Consider the following 14637-nt stretch of genomic DNA (forward strand, 5'->3'; position numbering starts at 1 on the left):
TGATTATCAAGTGGGTTCAATTGCCGCTTAACAGATAGCACGAGATGGCAAATTCTGCCGTATGGTCCGGGTCCTGCTCCAATGCCTGCGCAACAAGGGAGCGTTTGAGGCGAAGTACCGCAGGGTAAGAGTGGGCACTGTAGACCTCTGTCTCGGTTATTTTTGCGAGCCAGAGGGGAATGCCCGCCCGTTCCGTCAACATAAGGGGTGTGCGCCGGTTCAGCGGTAATCCGTGTGCCATCAGATGCGTTGCATCTTCTTGCGAAACGACCGTGTAAAGAAAGCCGTCATCTGTACCTGCCTGTATTTTTTCAGGGGAAGGAACAACGCTCAGGCGGATTTCCTCCGGCATGAAGTGTGAGCGGGGGAGGGGCGGGAGTGGCAGGGCAAACAGGTCTGTCTGCTGTGCGGTTTGCGAGGTGGCAGTTTTGGCCCTGTTTGTTTTTTTGCCAGTGCGAACAGGCTTGCACGCCTTGCTATTGGGCAGGGCTGGCAGGTCTGGCTGCACGGGGCCGGGCTTGCAGGGCCGTTTCATTAGTTGGGGGTTGGGGCTGGCCCCTTACGGTGGGAGATGGCTTTTGCACAGGTTTCGCAAAGTCCTTCCACCTCGACCGATGCGCTTTGCATGGTAAAGTTTTTTTTGCCACAGATGTTTTTCAGCACTTCCAGCACCCGTGGGGCATCGGCAATTTCGGTCACGCCGCCGCAGGTCCGGCAGATTAGGAACTGAGCGCTATGCAGGCAGGTCTCGGTGTGTCCGTGTGTATGGTCATGCTGTAAATGGGTGCAGGGTACAAAAGCGGATAGGCGCTCAATACGGTGGATAAGCCCGTGCTCAAGCAGAAAGTCGAGTGCGCGGTAAATGGTAGGAGGCGCGGGTTTGCGACCAGATGTTTTAAGCTGCTCCAGTAGATCATAAGCCCCGACGGGAGACGGCGCGCTAAGGATGAGACCAAGTACATCACGCCGCTGGGGGGTCATGCGGCCGCCCTGTTCCGCACACAGGTGGCCAGCATGGTCCAGCTGCTGCTGAATACGGTCCGAGAATCCGTAGCCATCATTCGGCGGGGAGGAAGAGGGTGTTCTGGTCTGCATGTTCATCATCCGTTCTCTCTTGTTTCTAGCGTAAACGAGCCAGAAGCGGAAGGCCAGATATGCTGGATGAGGTGACGGATGGCGAGAAGTAATGTAATAATATTACATATCATTGATTAAGGCATTGGCACTATGGCGTTTCTGGGTAAGAAAAAAAACGGTTTACGGCTGAAAACCGCCCTTTGTGCGTTGGGTGTTGTCGGCGCACTTGGGTTGGGTGGGGAGTCGGCAAAGGCTGCCTCCATGCCTCTGGTCGTGGCGGCAGAAAATACGTGGGGTGATATTGCGGCCCAGATTGCAGCGCCAGATATGCGGGTTGTGGCTATTTTGTCCTCCCCCACGGTTGATCCGCACGAATACCAGACCACCCCCACAGATGCGCGCATGATTGCTGCGGCCGAACTGGTGGTGGCAAATGGTGCGGGGTACGATGCATGGGCCGACAAGCTTGTAGCGGCTTCCGGCCTTTTGCCCGCGCGCTATGTTAAAGCCGATTCGTGGTCACCATGGCAGGAAGGGGGAAATCCTCACCTGTGGTTTAATCTGGATGCGGTCAGCGCTTTTGTGAAGCATTTTGCCGAGGCCTGCGCACATATAGACCCCGAACATGCTGATGGGTACGCCGGCCGGGCAGAAAAAATGCAGTTGGCCATCCAGTCCATTCAGGCCCACGCAAACCTGCTGAAGGCCCATGTTGCTGGTATGCATGTGGCCGCGACCGAGCCACTGTTTACACCGCTGGCAGATCTGCTGGGCCTACAGATGGATGAACAGGCTTACCAGCTTGCCATTATGAATGATGTGGAACCGGCCCCTTCCACCGTGGCGACCTTTGAAAGTGACCTGAAAGAGCATCGCCTGAAAATGCTGGTCTATAACCAGCAGGTGGAAGAACCATCGGTCCGGCATCTGCTGGAACTGGCGCAGGAGTCCAAGGTGCCTACCCTGCCTTTGTCTGAAATGCTTCCCGCAAGGCAGCACTGGCAGGTCTGGGTGCATGGTATTCTGTCCCAGACAGGCCAGTTGCTTGGGGTGCAGCAGTGATAACACCAGCCATTGAGGCTGATCAGCTCAGTGTTTCATATGGTGGGCAGCGGGTGCTGGACCATGTCAGCTTTGCCATTCCACCGGGCAGTTTTGTGGCAGTGCTGGGGGGGAATGGCGCAGGCAAGACATCCCTGTTCCGCACCATTCTGGGGCTGAACACGCCAGAGCAGGGCACTCTGTTAGTAGAAGGGCAACCGTGCGGCAAAGGGCATATGCCTGTGGGTTATATGCCCCAGATGCGCCGTATGGTCGCAGGGCAGTTGAGCGGGTGGCATGTGGTCGCGGCGGCTTTGCGTGGGGGGCGTTGGGGAATGCCGTGGTATTCCGCCCGTGCGCGGGCAGAGGTGGATGCGGCTCTGAATGCGGTGGATGCAAGGGACTTGGCAGAACGTCCCGTTATGTCTCTGTCCGGTGGGGAGCGGCAAAGGCTGCTGCTGGCACAGGCTCTGCTGGGTCAGCCACGTATTCTATTGCTGGATGAACCACTGGCGAGTCTGGACCCCGCCCGTATGCGGGAGACAACACGCCGCATTTATGATCTGGCCCGAGAGCGGGGACTGACGGTTCTGTTTTCCACCCATGATATTAACCCTCTTATGGGTTTTATGGACCACGTTCTCTATCTGGCGCACGGCAAGGCGCTGCTGGGGAATGTGGATGATGTTATGACGACTCCAGCCCTGACAGCGCTTTATGGTGCGCCAGTTGAGGTTGTAAGGGCCGATGGCCGCCTGTTTGTTGTGGCGGATGGTGGGGCGGATACGCTCCATTGTTGTGACTGTGCGGAGCATACGCGCTGATGTTTGCCTACGAGTTTATGCGCACGGCGTTTGCTGCGGCTTTTCTGGCGGCGTTTGTCTGCGGGCCTGTGGGGTGGTTTCTGGTTCTGCGTGGGCAGAGTTTTGCCAGTCACGCCCTGTCCCATGTCGGCTTTGCCGGTGCGGCTGCCGCCCTTTTGGTAGGGGAACCAGCGTTTGCCGGGTTCGGGCTGAGCGCGGTTATCAGCGGTATGGGCATGGGTGTGGCTAGCGACCGCTTTGTCGGGCGGGATGTTATGATCGGGCTTGTGCTGTCACTCGCCATGGGGACGGGGGCCTTGTGCCTGCACTTCCTCACTCATTCCACAGGGGCGGCCACGGCTCTGCTGTTTGGGGATATTCTGGGTATAGCCTCTTCAAGCCTTTACTGGTTGGCGGCTCTTGCCATTGGGTGCCTTGCGAGCCTTGCCATGCTGAGCCGACCTTTGCTGTTTGCCTCCCTCCAGCCCGAAGTGGCGGAGGCCAACGGGGTGAACCTGCGTCTGCTGGATGTGCTGTTTCTTGCGCTGGTGGGAATTGCCTCGGCCATGTGCTCGCAGCTTACCGGGGTTCTGCTGGTCTTTACGCTTATGGTAGCGCCAGCCGCTGCCAGTCTGCGGCTGGGTTTTGGCCCCTTGCAGGGCATGGCGGTAGCCTTTGGCCTAGCCCTGTTTGAGGCATGGGGTGGGCTTTACCTGTCATGGCTGACCGATTGCCCAGCATCGTTCTGGATTGCGCTGCTGGGGAGCGTGGTGTTTGCGGTGGCAAACGGCGTGGCTTACCTGCGCGGGCGTTAGCACCCGGGCAGGTCGCACGACAGGATTTTTAAGTCAGCAGCCAGTTCAGGCCTGTGCCCATAACAACAGCGGCAGTGAGTGCCGCATACAGGGCAAGAACCATCTGGTTGCGTGTCGTAGGAATGGCAAGTGCACGGCTCTGGGTAGATTTACGGACCATCAGTAATGCTCCTTTTCTGCACAGGGGAGCCGCACCTTGTTGCGGCCCTTAGTCCTGATGATAAGGAAGAGCGTGGTATCTCCTGTTGAAATATACAAGCCCCTCTGCGCTACTGTGGCATAAAATACCCTGCACGACACCAAAAATGACACTATGGGTGCCAACCTCCACAATCTGGTTGATCAGGCAGTCAAACGTGGCCACGGCCTCCTGCAATACGGGGGCACCGGTTGCCAGTGTCTGCCAGTGTCCTGCGGCAAACCGCTCGGCCATGCTGTTGGGGCTGGCAAAATGGTTGGACAGGTTTTGCTGGCTGGATGCGAGAACATTGACGCATAATGCCCCACCCTCATAAAAGGCGGTGCGTGCACGACTGCTGCGATTCAAACAGACCAGCAATGTGGGTGGCGTATCGGTAACAGAACAAACGGCAGATGCAGTGAATCCGACCGGGTTATCCAGTGTTCCTGTTGTTACAATATTTACGGCCGCACCCAGTCTGGCCATAGCTTCACGATAGGCACTGGTCTCCGGAGCCAACATCTGCTGTCCTCATCACAACGGTTGATGGCTACGTGTTTGTGCATGAAATAAAGAGGAAAGCAATGATCGAGGACGCCCTTTCCGGTACTGCGTGTGTGCGAACAGCCCGGCGGGGGCATTTGGGGTGCATCACGCTCGATAAGCCCAAACGCCTGAATGCGGTTGATCTGGAAATGGCAACAGGCATTGAGCGGGCGTTGCAGGCATGGCGGCATGACCCGGCAGTGCATGTTGTTCTGATTGAAAGCAGTACGCCACGGGCCTTCTGCGCCGGGGGGGACCTCAAGGCCATAAGGGATGCCCTGTTGGCGCAGGGGCCTGATGCCGCGTTTGATCTGATGAACCGTGTTTACCAGACCATGCTGCACATTGCGCAGTATGCCAAACCTGTTGTGTCATTTATGGATGGTATCGCCATGGGGGGCGGGGTCGGGCTGGGTGCTCATGCCCGTTACAGGGTTGTTACCGAGCGATCCATTGTCGCCATGCCCGAAACCTCCATAGGGCTTGTGCCCGATGCAGGTGGGTCCTGGCTTCTGTCTCGCGCACCGGGTGGAGCGGGGCTGCGGCTTGCGCTGACCGGAGGGCGCATGAATGGGGTAGAGGCCGTAAGCATGGGGTTTGCGGACCATATAGTACCGTCAGACAGTCTGGATGACCTACGTGGCCTTCTGGCTCTGCGGCCGGTAGAGGATGTTTTTGCGCTTATCCGGCCATGGGCTGTGCCAACGGATGCCTGCACGTTGGGCGAGTACGATACTTCGGTCAGTCTGGAGCAGATTGTGCGGGGGCTGGAGAGTTCGGACAACAGCACGGCCAAAGCGGATTTGCAGGATATTTCGCGCGCCTGCCCAACGTCCATTTTTGCCGCATGGTATGGTTGGCAGGCGTCCCGCCGGGCTTCTTCCTTGCAGGAAGCCTTTGCCATTGAAGGGCGGCTGGTGCGGTATATGCTGGGTCGGGCGGACTTTATTGAGGGCGTAAGGGCGCGGCTTGTTGACCGGGACAATGCACCTCTCTGGCAGCCCGCTATGCTGGCGGCGGTGGATGTTGCCGCGTTGGAGACTGTGCTGGTAGCCTGACTGCAAAAAGCGGGTCATTCCTTTTTCCACGGTGTGCGGCGTTAAAGGAAATGACCCTGTTGAGTGTAACTGGCCTGTTCAGGCGGTTGCGTGCGTATGGGGGCCGACTGGCAGGACGGAGTATTTAAACTGTGCTTCCAGAATTTCTGCAGCAGCCAGATAGACAGCAGACAGGCCACAGATCAGCCCTTCGTAACCCGCGATCAAGGTCAGCTCCGGCTGGCCCAGCAGATCTCCCAGTCCAAGCAGAATAAACAGAATAACCAATGTGCCAAAAATGACCTGATGCGCCCGTGTGGCCCGCAGGGTGCCCAAAAACATGACAAAGGTGAACAGCGCCCAGAGCAGCAGGTAGCTCCCCACCAGTTGGGGCGAGCTGGCAGGTACAATGCCAGTGTGGGGCATGGCAATAAGGGCAACCAGTGTTAGCCAGAAGGCACCGTAGGCAATAAAGGCGGTCATGCCAAAAGTGTTGCCTACGCCGTATTCCAGAATGCCTGCAATAATCTGGGCAATGCCGCCAAAGAGCAGGCCCATGGCCAGAATGGCGGACCCCATGGGTACAAGCCCGGCATTATGCAGGTTGAGCAGAATAGTGGTCATGCCAAATCCCATAAGGCCAAGAGGGGCCGGGTTGGCGCGCAGAGATGTTGGGTGCGTCAAGTCGGTTTGAGCCATGTTGGTTCTTCTTATGTAAATTAAGGTAATGGCTCGTTTATAAGAGGGTTTGTTTGGTTAGGTTCCCATAAAAAATATATTAATGCCATAAATAACAATTTATTAAATGATTTTATAGAGTTATGTGCTCTCTAAAATGTGTTTTTTAAAGTATTGGTGTAATTTTGTTGTGTTTATCCAGTAAAGTGCGGGTGTGGTGTAGGGTGGGCTGAAACAGGGAAGGCTGCCTGTGGCGCATCTGCTGCTAGCTGGATAGGGCCGTGGTCATGAAAAAAACCGGGGGTTGAGAGAATAATGCTGGCGGCCTGCTCAAGGCAGGACAAGGTCCGATCCCGAGTCAGGGATAACCCCGCTTCTCCGGTTGGAATGGTGCGTATGGCAAGGGCGGCCTGCCTGAGCGCACTCGCCGTTTCTGCCGGGGCATGACGTAATTGCGCAAAAGCCCCAAAGGCGTTTTCCAACGCGGCATGGGCCTGCGGGTCCAGTGTGGCGTGGGCTGCATTCCATTTAAGCCGCACAATGAGCCTGCCAAGAGAAAGCGAGGCAAACGCGGCATCCGTATAGCCCTGCCGGTCTATTTTGGTGGAAATAAAGGAAAGCCGCATCATCAGGCGGGATATTTTTTGTAGTTGCAGGCCTTCCCACGCCACCCATGGCTCTGTGCGGTCATAGGGGGTGCGGGCCAGTTTTTGAATACTGCGGGTAAGGGACGTAACCAGTCGGGCTGCATCCAACCTGTGGTCGGCCGGTAGAATAACCCGAAAAACGACAGCCAGCAGGGCGCAGGCTGCTACCATGCTCATCCAGTTGTTGGTGAGCGTCATGTCATCATACACAATCGGATTATTGACCGAGAGCATCATGGTAAAAAACACGGCATAACCAAACGCGCCAATACTGTAGCGCGGGTGGAACTGTAGCCACACGCCCGGCATAAGGAAAAGGCACAGGCTGAGCCAGAGCAGGGGGTAGCCGTCTATGCGCGGCAGGGCCAGCGTATGGCACAAAAATCCCATGGGAATAGCCAGCATGGTGCCTGCCGCCATCATGGGGCTGGCCTTGGCTGCCGAGGGGGTGGTGGACAAAAGGCTGGAGGCGGCAACGGTGTAGATGATCAGCAGCGGCCCGGCGCTCCAGTGCAGAACATACCAGAGCATCCCGGCCAGAAGGGCAATAAAGCCCCCACGTACGCCATTGCGCAAAGCTGTTGGCCACTCAAGGTAAGTCTGGATGTTGGCCTGTGTGCGGTCCGGGTGCAGGCTGGTGAGGTCATGCAGGGCCAGATCCATTTGCACCAGCGCATCACGCGTGTTGTCCAGCGCTGCCAGTGTGGCGGGGTTGGAGGTCTGGCGTGCAAGTTGTTCCAGCGTTTTGAGCGCATCATGCAGGCAGGTGGAAAGCGGGGTTGCGTTGGTCAGCCAGTCGGGCTGTTCGGTCAGTTGCAGAACACGACCAAGTGTTTGCGCAACAAGCAGGTGGACGGAACGGGTTTCTTCCTCCCCGGCGGAAAAGGTCAGCCAGTAAGGATGGTAGCTGACAATCAGGCCCGTCAGGCGGCTCAGACACAGGCGCAGATTCCGTACGCGGTTCTGCATGTCCGGATCATCGGCCGCAGCAAATTCTATGGCTGGGGTCAGGCTTGCCATATTGGCCAGCAGTTTGCCGCGGCTATCATAAATAGGCTGCCCTAGTCCACGAAAAGCCGTGTTTGTACTTTCTGTTTTCTGTTCCTGTCTTTCCAGCGTGTTAATAACGGTTGTTTCCAACGCATCGGGGGAAACACGCTCACTTTCCGCTTTATGAAAGGTTCTGGCATGTAGAACCGTGTCCCGGAAGGCCTGCCCCAGCTTGTGGAGGACGGTGCTGGGCTTGCGGGGAGACGTGACCATGAACACACATGCCGTGACCACAATACCCGTTGCCACAACGGAGAGGCGGCTCATGGCGGACAGAAAAATGCCGTCAGGGTTGGCAAAAGCTGGCGCCGCAATAATAACAATGGTGTAGCCTGTCAGCACAGCCGCATAAGCGCGGAAAAACCGCAAAAATGTTGCCACCATGCAGGCCAGACCGACAAAAACGGACAAAGCGGCAAAATACAGAACCGGGGACTGCACAAAAACAGCCATAACCCCGACACTGATCGCAGCACCAATGATTGTGCCAATAATACGCCACACACTTTTGGAAACCATGGCCCCAACCGTGGGGTTGGCTACAATCAGCACCGTAGTGGCCGCACTGAGTGGGGATTGGAGCTGGAACACAAAGGCCAGAAAAAGGGCAATACCGATGGAAAGGAACACCCGCGCGGTATAGCCCGCCGTGGCGACAAAGCTGTTCCACTGGGCGTCGTTGGCAAACAGAGCCGGAGCCAAGCGATTGTTGACCCATTGCAGGAGCGTGCCGGGTGCGGCGGGCAGGTCAGATTGTGTGGACATGTTGCGCTTCGAGTAGGGTGGAGAGTGAACGGATAAGAAGATCGGTCTGGCTTGGCGGGAGGGCGCAACGTATCTCCCGCTCCAGATCGGCGGCAATGTGGTGGAACAGCCTGCATTGTTCCTTGCCTGCGTCTGTCAGAAACAGGCGTTTGGCACGGCGGTCCTGTGCATCGGGCTGGCGGATGATGAGCTTCTGTTTTTCCAGCAGGTCGAGAACACGCACCAGGGCCGAGCAGTCTATGTTCATGGTCTGGGCAAGGTCACGCTGGGTGGCGCCTTCTGGCAGCATACGCAGGTAAGCCATGGGCCGCATGACGGCTAGCGTCATACCATGTGGACGCAGGGCGCGGTCCAGACGTGTGCGCCACAGCATTGCCAGACGCATCACCCTGAAGGTGAGAGCCATACCGGGAAAATGCGCTTCGTCCAGCTCAGGCATGGCGCGCGGCTCAGTCATCTTGTCTCACAAATTAGGGTCATTATAGTTGATATAGAAATTATTTGCGCAAAATAAACAAACGCCTCGTCCGGGTCAATCATGTTCCGTGTCTGGTGGTTGTGGGGTGGAGCGTTCGTGCCATCCGGTATGGCTAGGCATCATGGCGGCTGCCTTGAAATGGCGCGGTTTTTGTGCGCATCATCCTGCCACTTGATGGTGCCCCCTGATCCGGGGGTGAAAAGGGAAGATCGGTGCAAGACCGTCGCTGCCCCCGCAACTGTAAGTATTCATCACGTTCCGCCGGGGCTGTGCCTCGGGTCAACCACTGGGTCCTGTCCGGATTCGGGAAGGTGCGGAACGCCGCCGTGCACCAGCCACAGGCTGGAGGGGCTGGGTACAAGCCAGGAGACCTGCCATCACAAGTATGTAAAGCCGTTCCTGCGGGGGCGGTTGTGTTCTGGCGTTGTTTGCTGGCGGGGTGCCCGGCAGGCACGGATGTACCAGATGGTGCATTTTCTTTGCCATATGCGTGGCAGAGGGCTGGTTGTGACTGCCCCATGCCTGCCGTTGTTCCACAAGCTGGAGCAATAGCCTGTTGGAAAGACGCATGACCGCAGAGAGTTCTTCGCTTTCATCCCCCAGTCAGGCCGAGCATGTCGGCTTACCAGTGCTGCATGTGTGCGTTACGTGCAGGCGGGGTGGTCCGGCCATGGACTGCCCGCCGGGTGCGCAGTTGTTGGAACGGTTGCAAACCCTGCTGGCGGCAGAGCAGCAGGCGGGCGAGGCACCTTCCGCCGTATTGCGCTCTGTGGCCTGTCTGGCTGCGTGCGACCGGGGGTGTACGGCGGCCATAGCGATGGAGGGGCGATGGACATGGTTGCTTGGCCATCTGGGAGCAGAAAAAGCAGAAGATATTCTGGCCTATGCGCGTTTATATGCAGCATCCGCCAAAGGGACTGTCATGCCATCCCGCCGTCCCGCATCCCTTGCCAACATGGTGCTGGGGCGCGTGCCCGCACTGCTTTATAATGAACAGGAAGAACCATGACTGCTGCCAAAACACGTGTCCCCGTGACCATTATCACCGGGTTTTTGGGGGCGGGTAAAACCACCTTGCTCCGGCATCTGCTCAACCGCGCACAAGGGCACCGCATTGCCGTAGTGGTGAATGAATTCGGCTCTCTTGGGATTGATGGCGAAATTCTGCGTGGGTGTGGCGTGGAAGGGTGCCGGGAGGAAGATATTGTCGAACTGACCAATGGTTGCCTGTGCTGCACCGTGGCGGATGACTTTTTGCCCACCATGGAAGCCCTGCTGGATCGGGCAGACCCGCCTGAGCACGTTGTGATCGAAACATCGGGGTTGGCGTTACCCAAGCCGCTGCTCAAGGCATTTGGCTGGCCAACCGTGCGCAACCGTATGACGGTGGATGGGGTTGTGGCGGTGGTGGATGCCCCCGCAGTTGCTGCTGGTCGGTTTGCGGATGATCCGCAGGCAGTCGAAGCACAGCGGGCGGAAGATCCCTCCCTCGACCATGACAATCCACTGGCCGAAGTGTTTGAAGACCAGATTAACGCAGCCGATCTGGTGGTGCTGAACAAAACAGACCTGCTGGACGCAGCACAACTGGATGCCGTTGAAAAGGAAATTCGGGAACACGCTCCCCGGCCGGTGCAGATTGTGCGTGCATCTGAAGGAAAAGTGGACCCGGCTGTGCTGCTGGGCATTGGTGCCGCCGCCGAGGGTGATCTGGCTGCCCGCCCCTCGCACCATGATGCGGAAGATGGTGAGCATGAGCATGATGACTTTGAAAGTTTTGTGGTTGTGGTGCCCGAACAGCAGACTGTCGATCAGTTCCTGACTATCCTGCAGGATACGGCGCGCAGGTTTGATGTCCTGCGTATGAAAGGTTTTGCCACAGTCAGCAAAAAGCCCATGCGGCTGGCGGTGCAAGGGGTGGGGAGCCGCTTCAGGCATGAATTTGACCGCCCTGTTGGCCCAACGGAAGAGCGTTCGGGACGGATTGTGGTGATCGGCCAGAAAGGGCTGGACGCAACCGCCATTGCCAAAGCCCTTGCCGGCCAGTTGGCCGCGTAAGAGGCCGGACCATGCACCTTCTGGTTCGGGAAAACCGGACGCTGGATGAGCAGGATAGTGCCGAAGATCTGGGCCTGCCCGGAGCGGACATTGTTGTTCTGTCTTTTACAGAGAGTGACCTGCTAGGGCTGCGTCATGCAGAGCAGCAGATGCGGGCGGAAGGGGTTCTCAACCTGCCCTCCGTGCAGGTAACGGGCCTTGCACGGCTGCGGCACCCCATGTCGATCGACCTGTATGTGGAAAGCACCTTGCAGGAGGCGCGTTGTGTTGTGGTGCGCCTGCTGGGGGGGCTGGACTACTGGCGTTATGGCGCTGAGGAAGTTGCGGCATGGGCACGGGCGCAGAATGTGCCGGTGGTGTTCCTGCCGGGGCACTCAGGTGGTACGGGCCAACCCGTGGGTGGCGCGGCGGATGATGACCGTCTGGCAGCTCTGTCCCACGGGGTATCTGCTGAACAGCGCCAGCGTTTGAATGGCTTTTTTGCACAGGGTGGTCCTAGCAACATGCGGGCTGCCTTACGCCTTATGGCGGTTCTTGCCGGAAGTGGTGAGGACGATGGCGCCCAGCCCGAGCATTTGCCTGCATGGGGACCTTACCGCACCTACCCCGCAAGGCGGGAAGGTAGCCAGAATGGTGGAGCAGCCTGCTCGGCTACAATCGTGTTTTACCGTGCCCATCTTCAGGCGTCAGATATGGCGGGGATGGAGCGGTTGGCGGAGGTGCTGGCCCAGCAGGGCTGTGCGGTAGAGCTGCTGTTTGTCACATCTCTCAAGGATCAGGCGGTCGCACGGGGTGTAACGGAGCATCTGCGCCGCACCAAACCGGATGTGGTGTTGAATGCGACCTGTTTTTCCGCACGGGGAGCACAGGGTTTTTCTCCATTGGATGGAGCGGGCGCGCCTGTGTTGCAGGTGTTGCAGCCCGGTAGCACGCAGGCCTTATGGGCCGAAAGTTCAAGAGGACTAGGGCGTTCGGACCTTGCCATGCAGGTCGTGTTGCCGGAACTGGATGGCACAATAGCCACTTTTCCCATTTCCTTTCGGCAGGAGAGTGCGCCGGGTTTGCCTGCGCAACGCGTTGCGTATGAACCCGGTATTCACATGGTGGCGGCACGGGCCATGGCATGGGCAAGACTGCGGCAGAAGCCCGCGGTGCAAAAGCACGTTGGTATTGTGCTTTCCGACTACCCCGGAGCAGGGCTGGAACAGGCCGGTGCTCATGTGGCCCATGCCGTTGGTCTGGATGGGTTTGCCAGCCTGCATAACATTCTGCTGCACATGCAGCAGCAGGGGTATGCAACCGGCCCGCAGCCCGTGCCAACGGCGGAAGAGCTGGTCCACCTTATGGCGCACAAACCTGCGCAGCCTGTTTTATCCGTGGCGGAGTACCAGTCTCTTAGCGCTGATCTGGATGCTGACTTTATGGCATCGGTTGCAAAAGCATGGGGGCCGCCCGAGCAGGATGCGGCGGTCAAAGACGGAACCTTTTGCCTGCGCTATGCTACGCTGGGTACCATAACGGTTGCCATACAGCCAGATCGGGGGAAGGCGGCGGACCGTAAGGCTATTTATCATGACCCCGATACACCGCCATGCCATGCCTATGTGGCGTTTTACCTGTGGTTACGGCGTGTTCAAAAACTAGATGCGCTGGTGCATCTGGGCACGCATGGCACGTTGGAGTGGTTGCCCGGTAAGGCTGCGGGGCTTTCTCCCGCTTGCGCACCTGCGGTTCTTACAGGTGACCTGCCTGTTATCTACCCCTTTATCGTCAACAATCCGGGGGAGGCCGCAGCGGCCCGCCGCAGGTTGGGTGCAGTCACCATCGGGCATATGACGCCACCCGTCATGCAGGCCAATCTTTCGGGGGACATGCGAGAGCTTGAACGTCTGATAGATGAATATGCGGAGGCCGATGGACTGGACCCCCGCCGGGGAGGCCTGCTACGGGCCGACATTCTGGAGCGTGCCGCCCGCACAGGTGTGCTGGCCGAAAGTGGCGTACACCCCGGTGAACTGGACGAGACCGAGGCGCTGGCGCGGCTGGATGCTTATCTGTGCGATGTCAAAGACCTGCAAATTCGTGATGGGCTGCATGTTTTTGGGCAAACGGCTCCTCGTTCCACATTGCTTGTGCAGACCATTGCGCAAGCGTGTGGCAGGCAGGATGATCCGGTTTTTGTGGCGGATGTCGCGCGGCGTATAGACCAGTGTGGCACGGCGGAAATGTGCGCTCTTCTGGGCGCCCTTGCCGGGCAGCCAGTGGCCGCGGGGCCAGCAGGCGCACCAACGCGGGGGCGTGTTGATGTGCTGCCTACTGGCCGTAACCTGTTTACCGTGGACCCGCGTGCCCTGCCCACCCCATCGGCTATGGTGCTAGCAACCCGGATGGAGCAACTACTGTTGACCCGCCACCTGCAGGAACACGGCGAGCCATTGACCCGGCTGGTTATGGACATGTGGGGTTCTGCCAGCCTGCGCACTGGTGGGGAGGATCTGGCTCTGGCTTTGCGCCTTATGGGGGTGGAAGTGCAGCGGGCCGAAGGCACGGGCCACGTTTGTGGGTTTGAGGTTATTCCATTGCCGGTGCTGGACCGCCCACGGGTGGATGTCACACTCCGTATTTCCGGCTTGTTTCGCGATGCGTTTGCAGACCAGATTGCTCTGTTCGATCAGGCTGTCACGGCGGTGGCGGACCGGCGTGAACCAGAGGACTGGAACCCGCTGGCTGCGCAGGCCAAAGGGCTGGAGGGGGACGCCCGCAAACGGGCCACGGCCCGGATATTTGGGGCGGCGGCAGGCACGTATGGTACGGGGATAGAGGACCACCTGCTCCACGGAACGTGGGAAAGCCGGGCAGACCTTGGTGCTGCATGGCTGGAAGGTTCATCGTGGATGTATGGCGGTGGCCGGGATGGCACGCGGGATGAAGCCGCCCTTTCCGCTCTGTTGGGGCAGGCCGAAACCGTGCTGCACGTGCAGGACAATGCCGAGAACGACTTGCTGGAAAGCCCGGATATTGCAGCCCATGAAGGTGGGCTTGCTGCGGCAACGTATTTGGCTGGCGGTGCACCTTCCGTCCTGCATGGTGATACATCGCGCCCACAGTCGCCCCGCCTGCGGGCAACGGAGGAGGAGGTTGCCCGTATTGTGCGGGGCCGTCTTGCCAATCCGCAATGGATAGCGGGCATGCAGCGGCATGGTTACGCCGGTGCGGCGGAACTGGCGCGTGGGCTGGATGCCCTGCATGGGTTTGCCGCAACCATGCCGCAGCGTTTTGACAGGCAGTTTGATCTGGTCTTTGCCGCAACGCTGGGGAATGCTGAGTGCGATGGTTTTTTACGTAAGGCCAACCCAGCAGCGCGGGAGGCCATGCGTCAGCGTTTTGCCGAAGCCATGCGGCGCGGCCTATGGCACCCACGCGGCAATAGCGTTGCCTGTGTGCTAGATGGGAATGAATAA

At 58.5% G+C, this 14637-nt stretch carries 14 protein-coding genes and 1 riboswitch; of the genes, 7 read left to right on the forward strand and 7 right to left on the reverse strand.

The features are described from left to right. Nucleotides 1-16: 16 nt before the first annotated feature. Complete coding sequence (locus tag AGA_RS14035; protein WP_231946010.1) at nucleotides 17-535, reverse strand: hypothetical protein; 519 nt, start codon at nucleotides 533-535, stop codon at nucleotides 17-19. Further along, a complete protein-coding gene (locus AGA_RS04450; RefSeq protein ID WP_083503541.1) occupies nucleotides 535-1104 on the reverse strand; it encodes a Fur family transcriptional regulator in 570 nt (189 codons plus the stop codon). Before AGA_RS04450 ends, AGA_RS14035 begins: the two co-directional genes overlap by 1 nt. A gap of 123 nt (nucleotides 1105-1227) precedes the next feature. Between AGA_RS04450 and AGA_RS04455 the strand changes: the two genes are divergently transcribed. From AGA_RS04455 to AGA_RS04465, 3 genes are read left to right on the forward strand one after another with little or no spacing between them, the layout of a single operon-like run. After that, nucleotides 1228-2139 carry a metal ABC transporter solute-binding protein, Zn/Mn family gene (locus AGA_RS04455; protein ID WP_059023204.1) on the forward strand — a complete coding sequence of 304 codons (912 nt, stop codon included), beginning with the start codon at nucleotides 1228-1230 and terminating at the stop codon, nucleotides 2137-2139. Then, nucleotides 2136-2942 (forward strand): metal ABC transporter ATP-binding protein, encoded by an 807-nt coding sequence (locus AGA_RS04460; protein ID WP_059023205.1) that lies wholly within the window; start codon nucleotides 2136-2138, stop codon nucleotides 2940-2942. Before AGA_RS04455 ends, AGA_RS04460 begins: the two co-directional genes overlap by 4 nt. Beyond that, the gene (locus AGA_RS04465; RefSeq protein ID WP_059023206.1) at nucleotides 2942-3736 is read left to right on the forward strand and encodes a metal ABC transporter permease; all 795 of its coding nucleotides are present in this window, start codon (nucleotides 2942-2944) and stop codon (nucleotides 3734-3736) included. The genes AGA_RS04460 and AGA_RS04465 overlap by 1 nt, the downstream gene beginning before the upstream one ends. A 28-nt stretch (nucleotides 3737-3764) precedes the next feature. Here the strand turns inward: AGA_RS04465 and AGA_RS14305 are convergent, their stop codons facing one another. Together AGA_RS14305 and AGA_RS04470 are read right to left on the reverse strand one after the other, a co-directional pair. After that, the gene (locus tag AGA_RS14305) at nucleotides 3765-3896 is read right to left on the reverse strand and encodes a hypothetical protein (RefSeq protein ID WP_264811591.1); all 132 of its coding nucleotides are present in this window, start codon (nucleotides 3894-3896) and stop codon (nucleotides 3765-3767) included. Nucleotides 3897-3944: 48 nt separating this feature from the next. After that, entirely contained in the window at nucleotides 3945-4439 is a 495-nt protein-coding gene (locus AGA_RS04470; RefSeq protein ID WP_059023207.1) for a flavin reductase, read from the reverse strand. 62 nt (nucleotides 4440-4501) lie between these two features. On the opposite strand from AGA_RS04470, the gene AGA_RS04475 reads away from it, so the two are divergent. Further along, complete coding sequence (locus AGA_RS04475) at nucleotides 4502-5521, forward strand: enoyl-CoA hydratase/isomerase family protein (RefSeq protein WP_059023208.1); 1020 nt, start codon at nucleotides 4502-4504, stop codon at nucleotides 5519-5521. 78 nt (nucleotides 5522-5599) lie between these two features. Here AGA_RS04475 and AGA_RS04480 read toward each other — a convergent pair whose 3' ends face one another. From AGA_RS04480 to AGA_RS04490, 3 genes are all read right to left on the reverse strand, one after another. Continuing rightward, entirely contained in the window at nucleotides 5600-6199 is a 600-nt protein-coding gene (locus AGA_RS04480) for an acetate uptake transporter (RefSeq protein WP_059023209.1), read from the reverse strand. A gap of 173 nt (nucleotides 6200-6372) precedes the next feature. Then, entirely contained in the window at nucleotides 6373-8640 is a 2268-nt protein-coding gene (locus AGA_RS04485) for an FUSC family protein (protein ID WP_059023210.1), read from the reverse strand. After that, nucleotides 8624-9097, reverse strand: a complete 474-nt coding sequence (locus tag AGA_RS04490) for a MarR family winged helix-turn-helix transcriptional regulator (RefSeq protein ID WP_059023211.1) — start codon at nucleotides 9095-9097, stop codon at nucleotides 8624-8626. The genes AGA_RS04485 and AGA_RS04490 overlap by 17 nt, the downstream gene beginning before the upstream one ends. A 179-nt stretch (nucleotides 9098-9276) precedes the next feature. After that, a riboswitch (cobalamin riboswitch) is annotated at nucleotides 9277-9511 on the forward strand. Nucleotides 9512-9686: 175 nt separating this feature from the next. Between AGA_RS04490 and AGA_RS04500 the strand changes: the two genes are divergently transcribed. The 3 genes from AGA_RS04500 to cobN are packed head-to-tail and all read left to right on the forward strand — an operon-like array spanning nucleotide 9687 to nucleotide 14637. Beyond that, nucleotides 9687-10127 carry a DUF1636 family protein gene (locus AGA_RS04500; protein ID WP_059023213.1) on the forward strand — a complete coding sequence of 147 codons (441 nt, stop codon included), beginning with the start codon at nucleotides 9687-9689 and terminating at the stop codon, nucleotides 10125-10127. Continuing rightward, on the forward strand, nucleotides 10124-11176 hold the full coding sequence (gene cobW / locus AGA_RS04505) for a cobalamin biosynthesis protein CobW (RefSeq protein WP_059023214.1): 1053 nt from the start codon (nucleotides 10124-10126) through the stop codon (nucleotides 11174-11176). Before AGA_RS04500 ends, cobW begins: the two co-directional genes overlap by 4 nt. A gap of 11 nt (nucleotides 11177-11187) precedes the next feature. Further along, a complete protein-coding gene (cobN, locus tag AGA_RS04510) occupies nucleotides 11188-14637 on the forward strand; it encodes a cobaltochelatase subunit CobN (protein WP_059023215.1) in 3450 nt (1149 codons plus the stop codon).

The sequence above is a fragment of the Acetobacter ghanensis genome (assembly GCF_001499675.1).
Lineage (GTDB): Bacteria > Pseudomonadota > Alphaproteobacteria > Acetobacterales > Acetobacteraceae > Acetobacter > Acetobacter ghanensis.

Bases quoted from the DNA above. Each gene is read 5' to 3' on its own strand.
- AGA_RS04485 (WP_059023210.1), bottom strand. From the start codon at position 8,640: ATGTCCACACAATCTGACCTGCCCGCCGCACCCGGCACGCTCCTGCAA.
- cobN (WP_059023215.1), top strand. From the start codon at position 11,188: ATGCACCTTCTGGTTCGGGAAAACCGGACGCTGGATGAGCAGGATAGT.
- AGA_RS04470 (WP_059023207.1), bottom strand. From the start codon at position 4,439: ATGTTGGCTCCGGAGACCAGTGCCTATCGTGAAGCTATGGCCAGACTG.
- AGA_RS04455 (WP_059023204.1), top strand. From the start codon at position 1,228: ATGGCGTTTCTGGGTAAGAAAAAAAACGGTTTACGGCTGAAAACCGCC.
- AGA_RS04480 (WP_059023209.1), bottom strand. From the start codon at position 6,199: ATGGCTCAAACCGACTTGACGCACCCAACATCTCTGCGCGCCAACCCG.
- AGA_RS04465 (WP_059023206.1), top strand. From the start codon at position 2,942: ATGTTTGCCTACGAGTTTATGCGCACGGCGTTTGCTGCGGCTTTTCTG.
- AGA_RS04450 (WP_083503541.1), bottom strand. From the start codon at position 1,104: ATGATGAACATGCAGACCAGAACACCCTCTTCCTCCCCGCCGAATGAT.
- AGA_RS04500 (WP_059023213.1), top strand. From the start codon at position 9,687: ATGACCGCAGAGAGTTCTTCGCTTTCATCCCCCAGTCAGGCCGAGCAT.
- AGA_RS04490 (WP_059023211.1), bottom strand. From the start codon at position 9,097: ATGACTGAGCCGCGCGCCATGCCTGAGCTGGACGAAGCGCATTTTCCC.
- AGA_RS14305 (WP_264811591.1), bottom strand. From the start codon at position 3,896: ATGGTCCGTAAATCTACCCAGAGCCGTGCACTTGCCATTCCTACGACA.
- AGA_RS04475 (WP_059023208.1), top strand. From the start codon at position 4,502: ATGATCGAGGACGCCCTTTCCGGTACTGCGTGTGTGCGAACAGCCCGG.
- AGA_RS14035 (WP_231946010.1), bottom strand. From the start codon at position 535: ATGAAACGGCCCTGCAAGCCCGGCCCCGTGCAGCCAGACCTGCCAGCC.
- cobW (WP_059023214.1), top strand. From the start codon at position 10,124: ATGACTGCTGCCAAAACACGTGTCCCCGTGACCATTATCACCGGGTTT.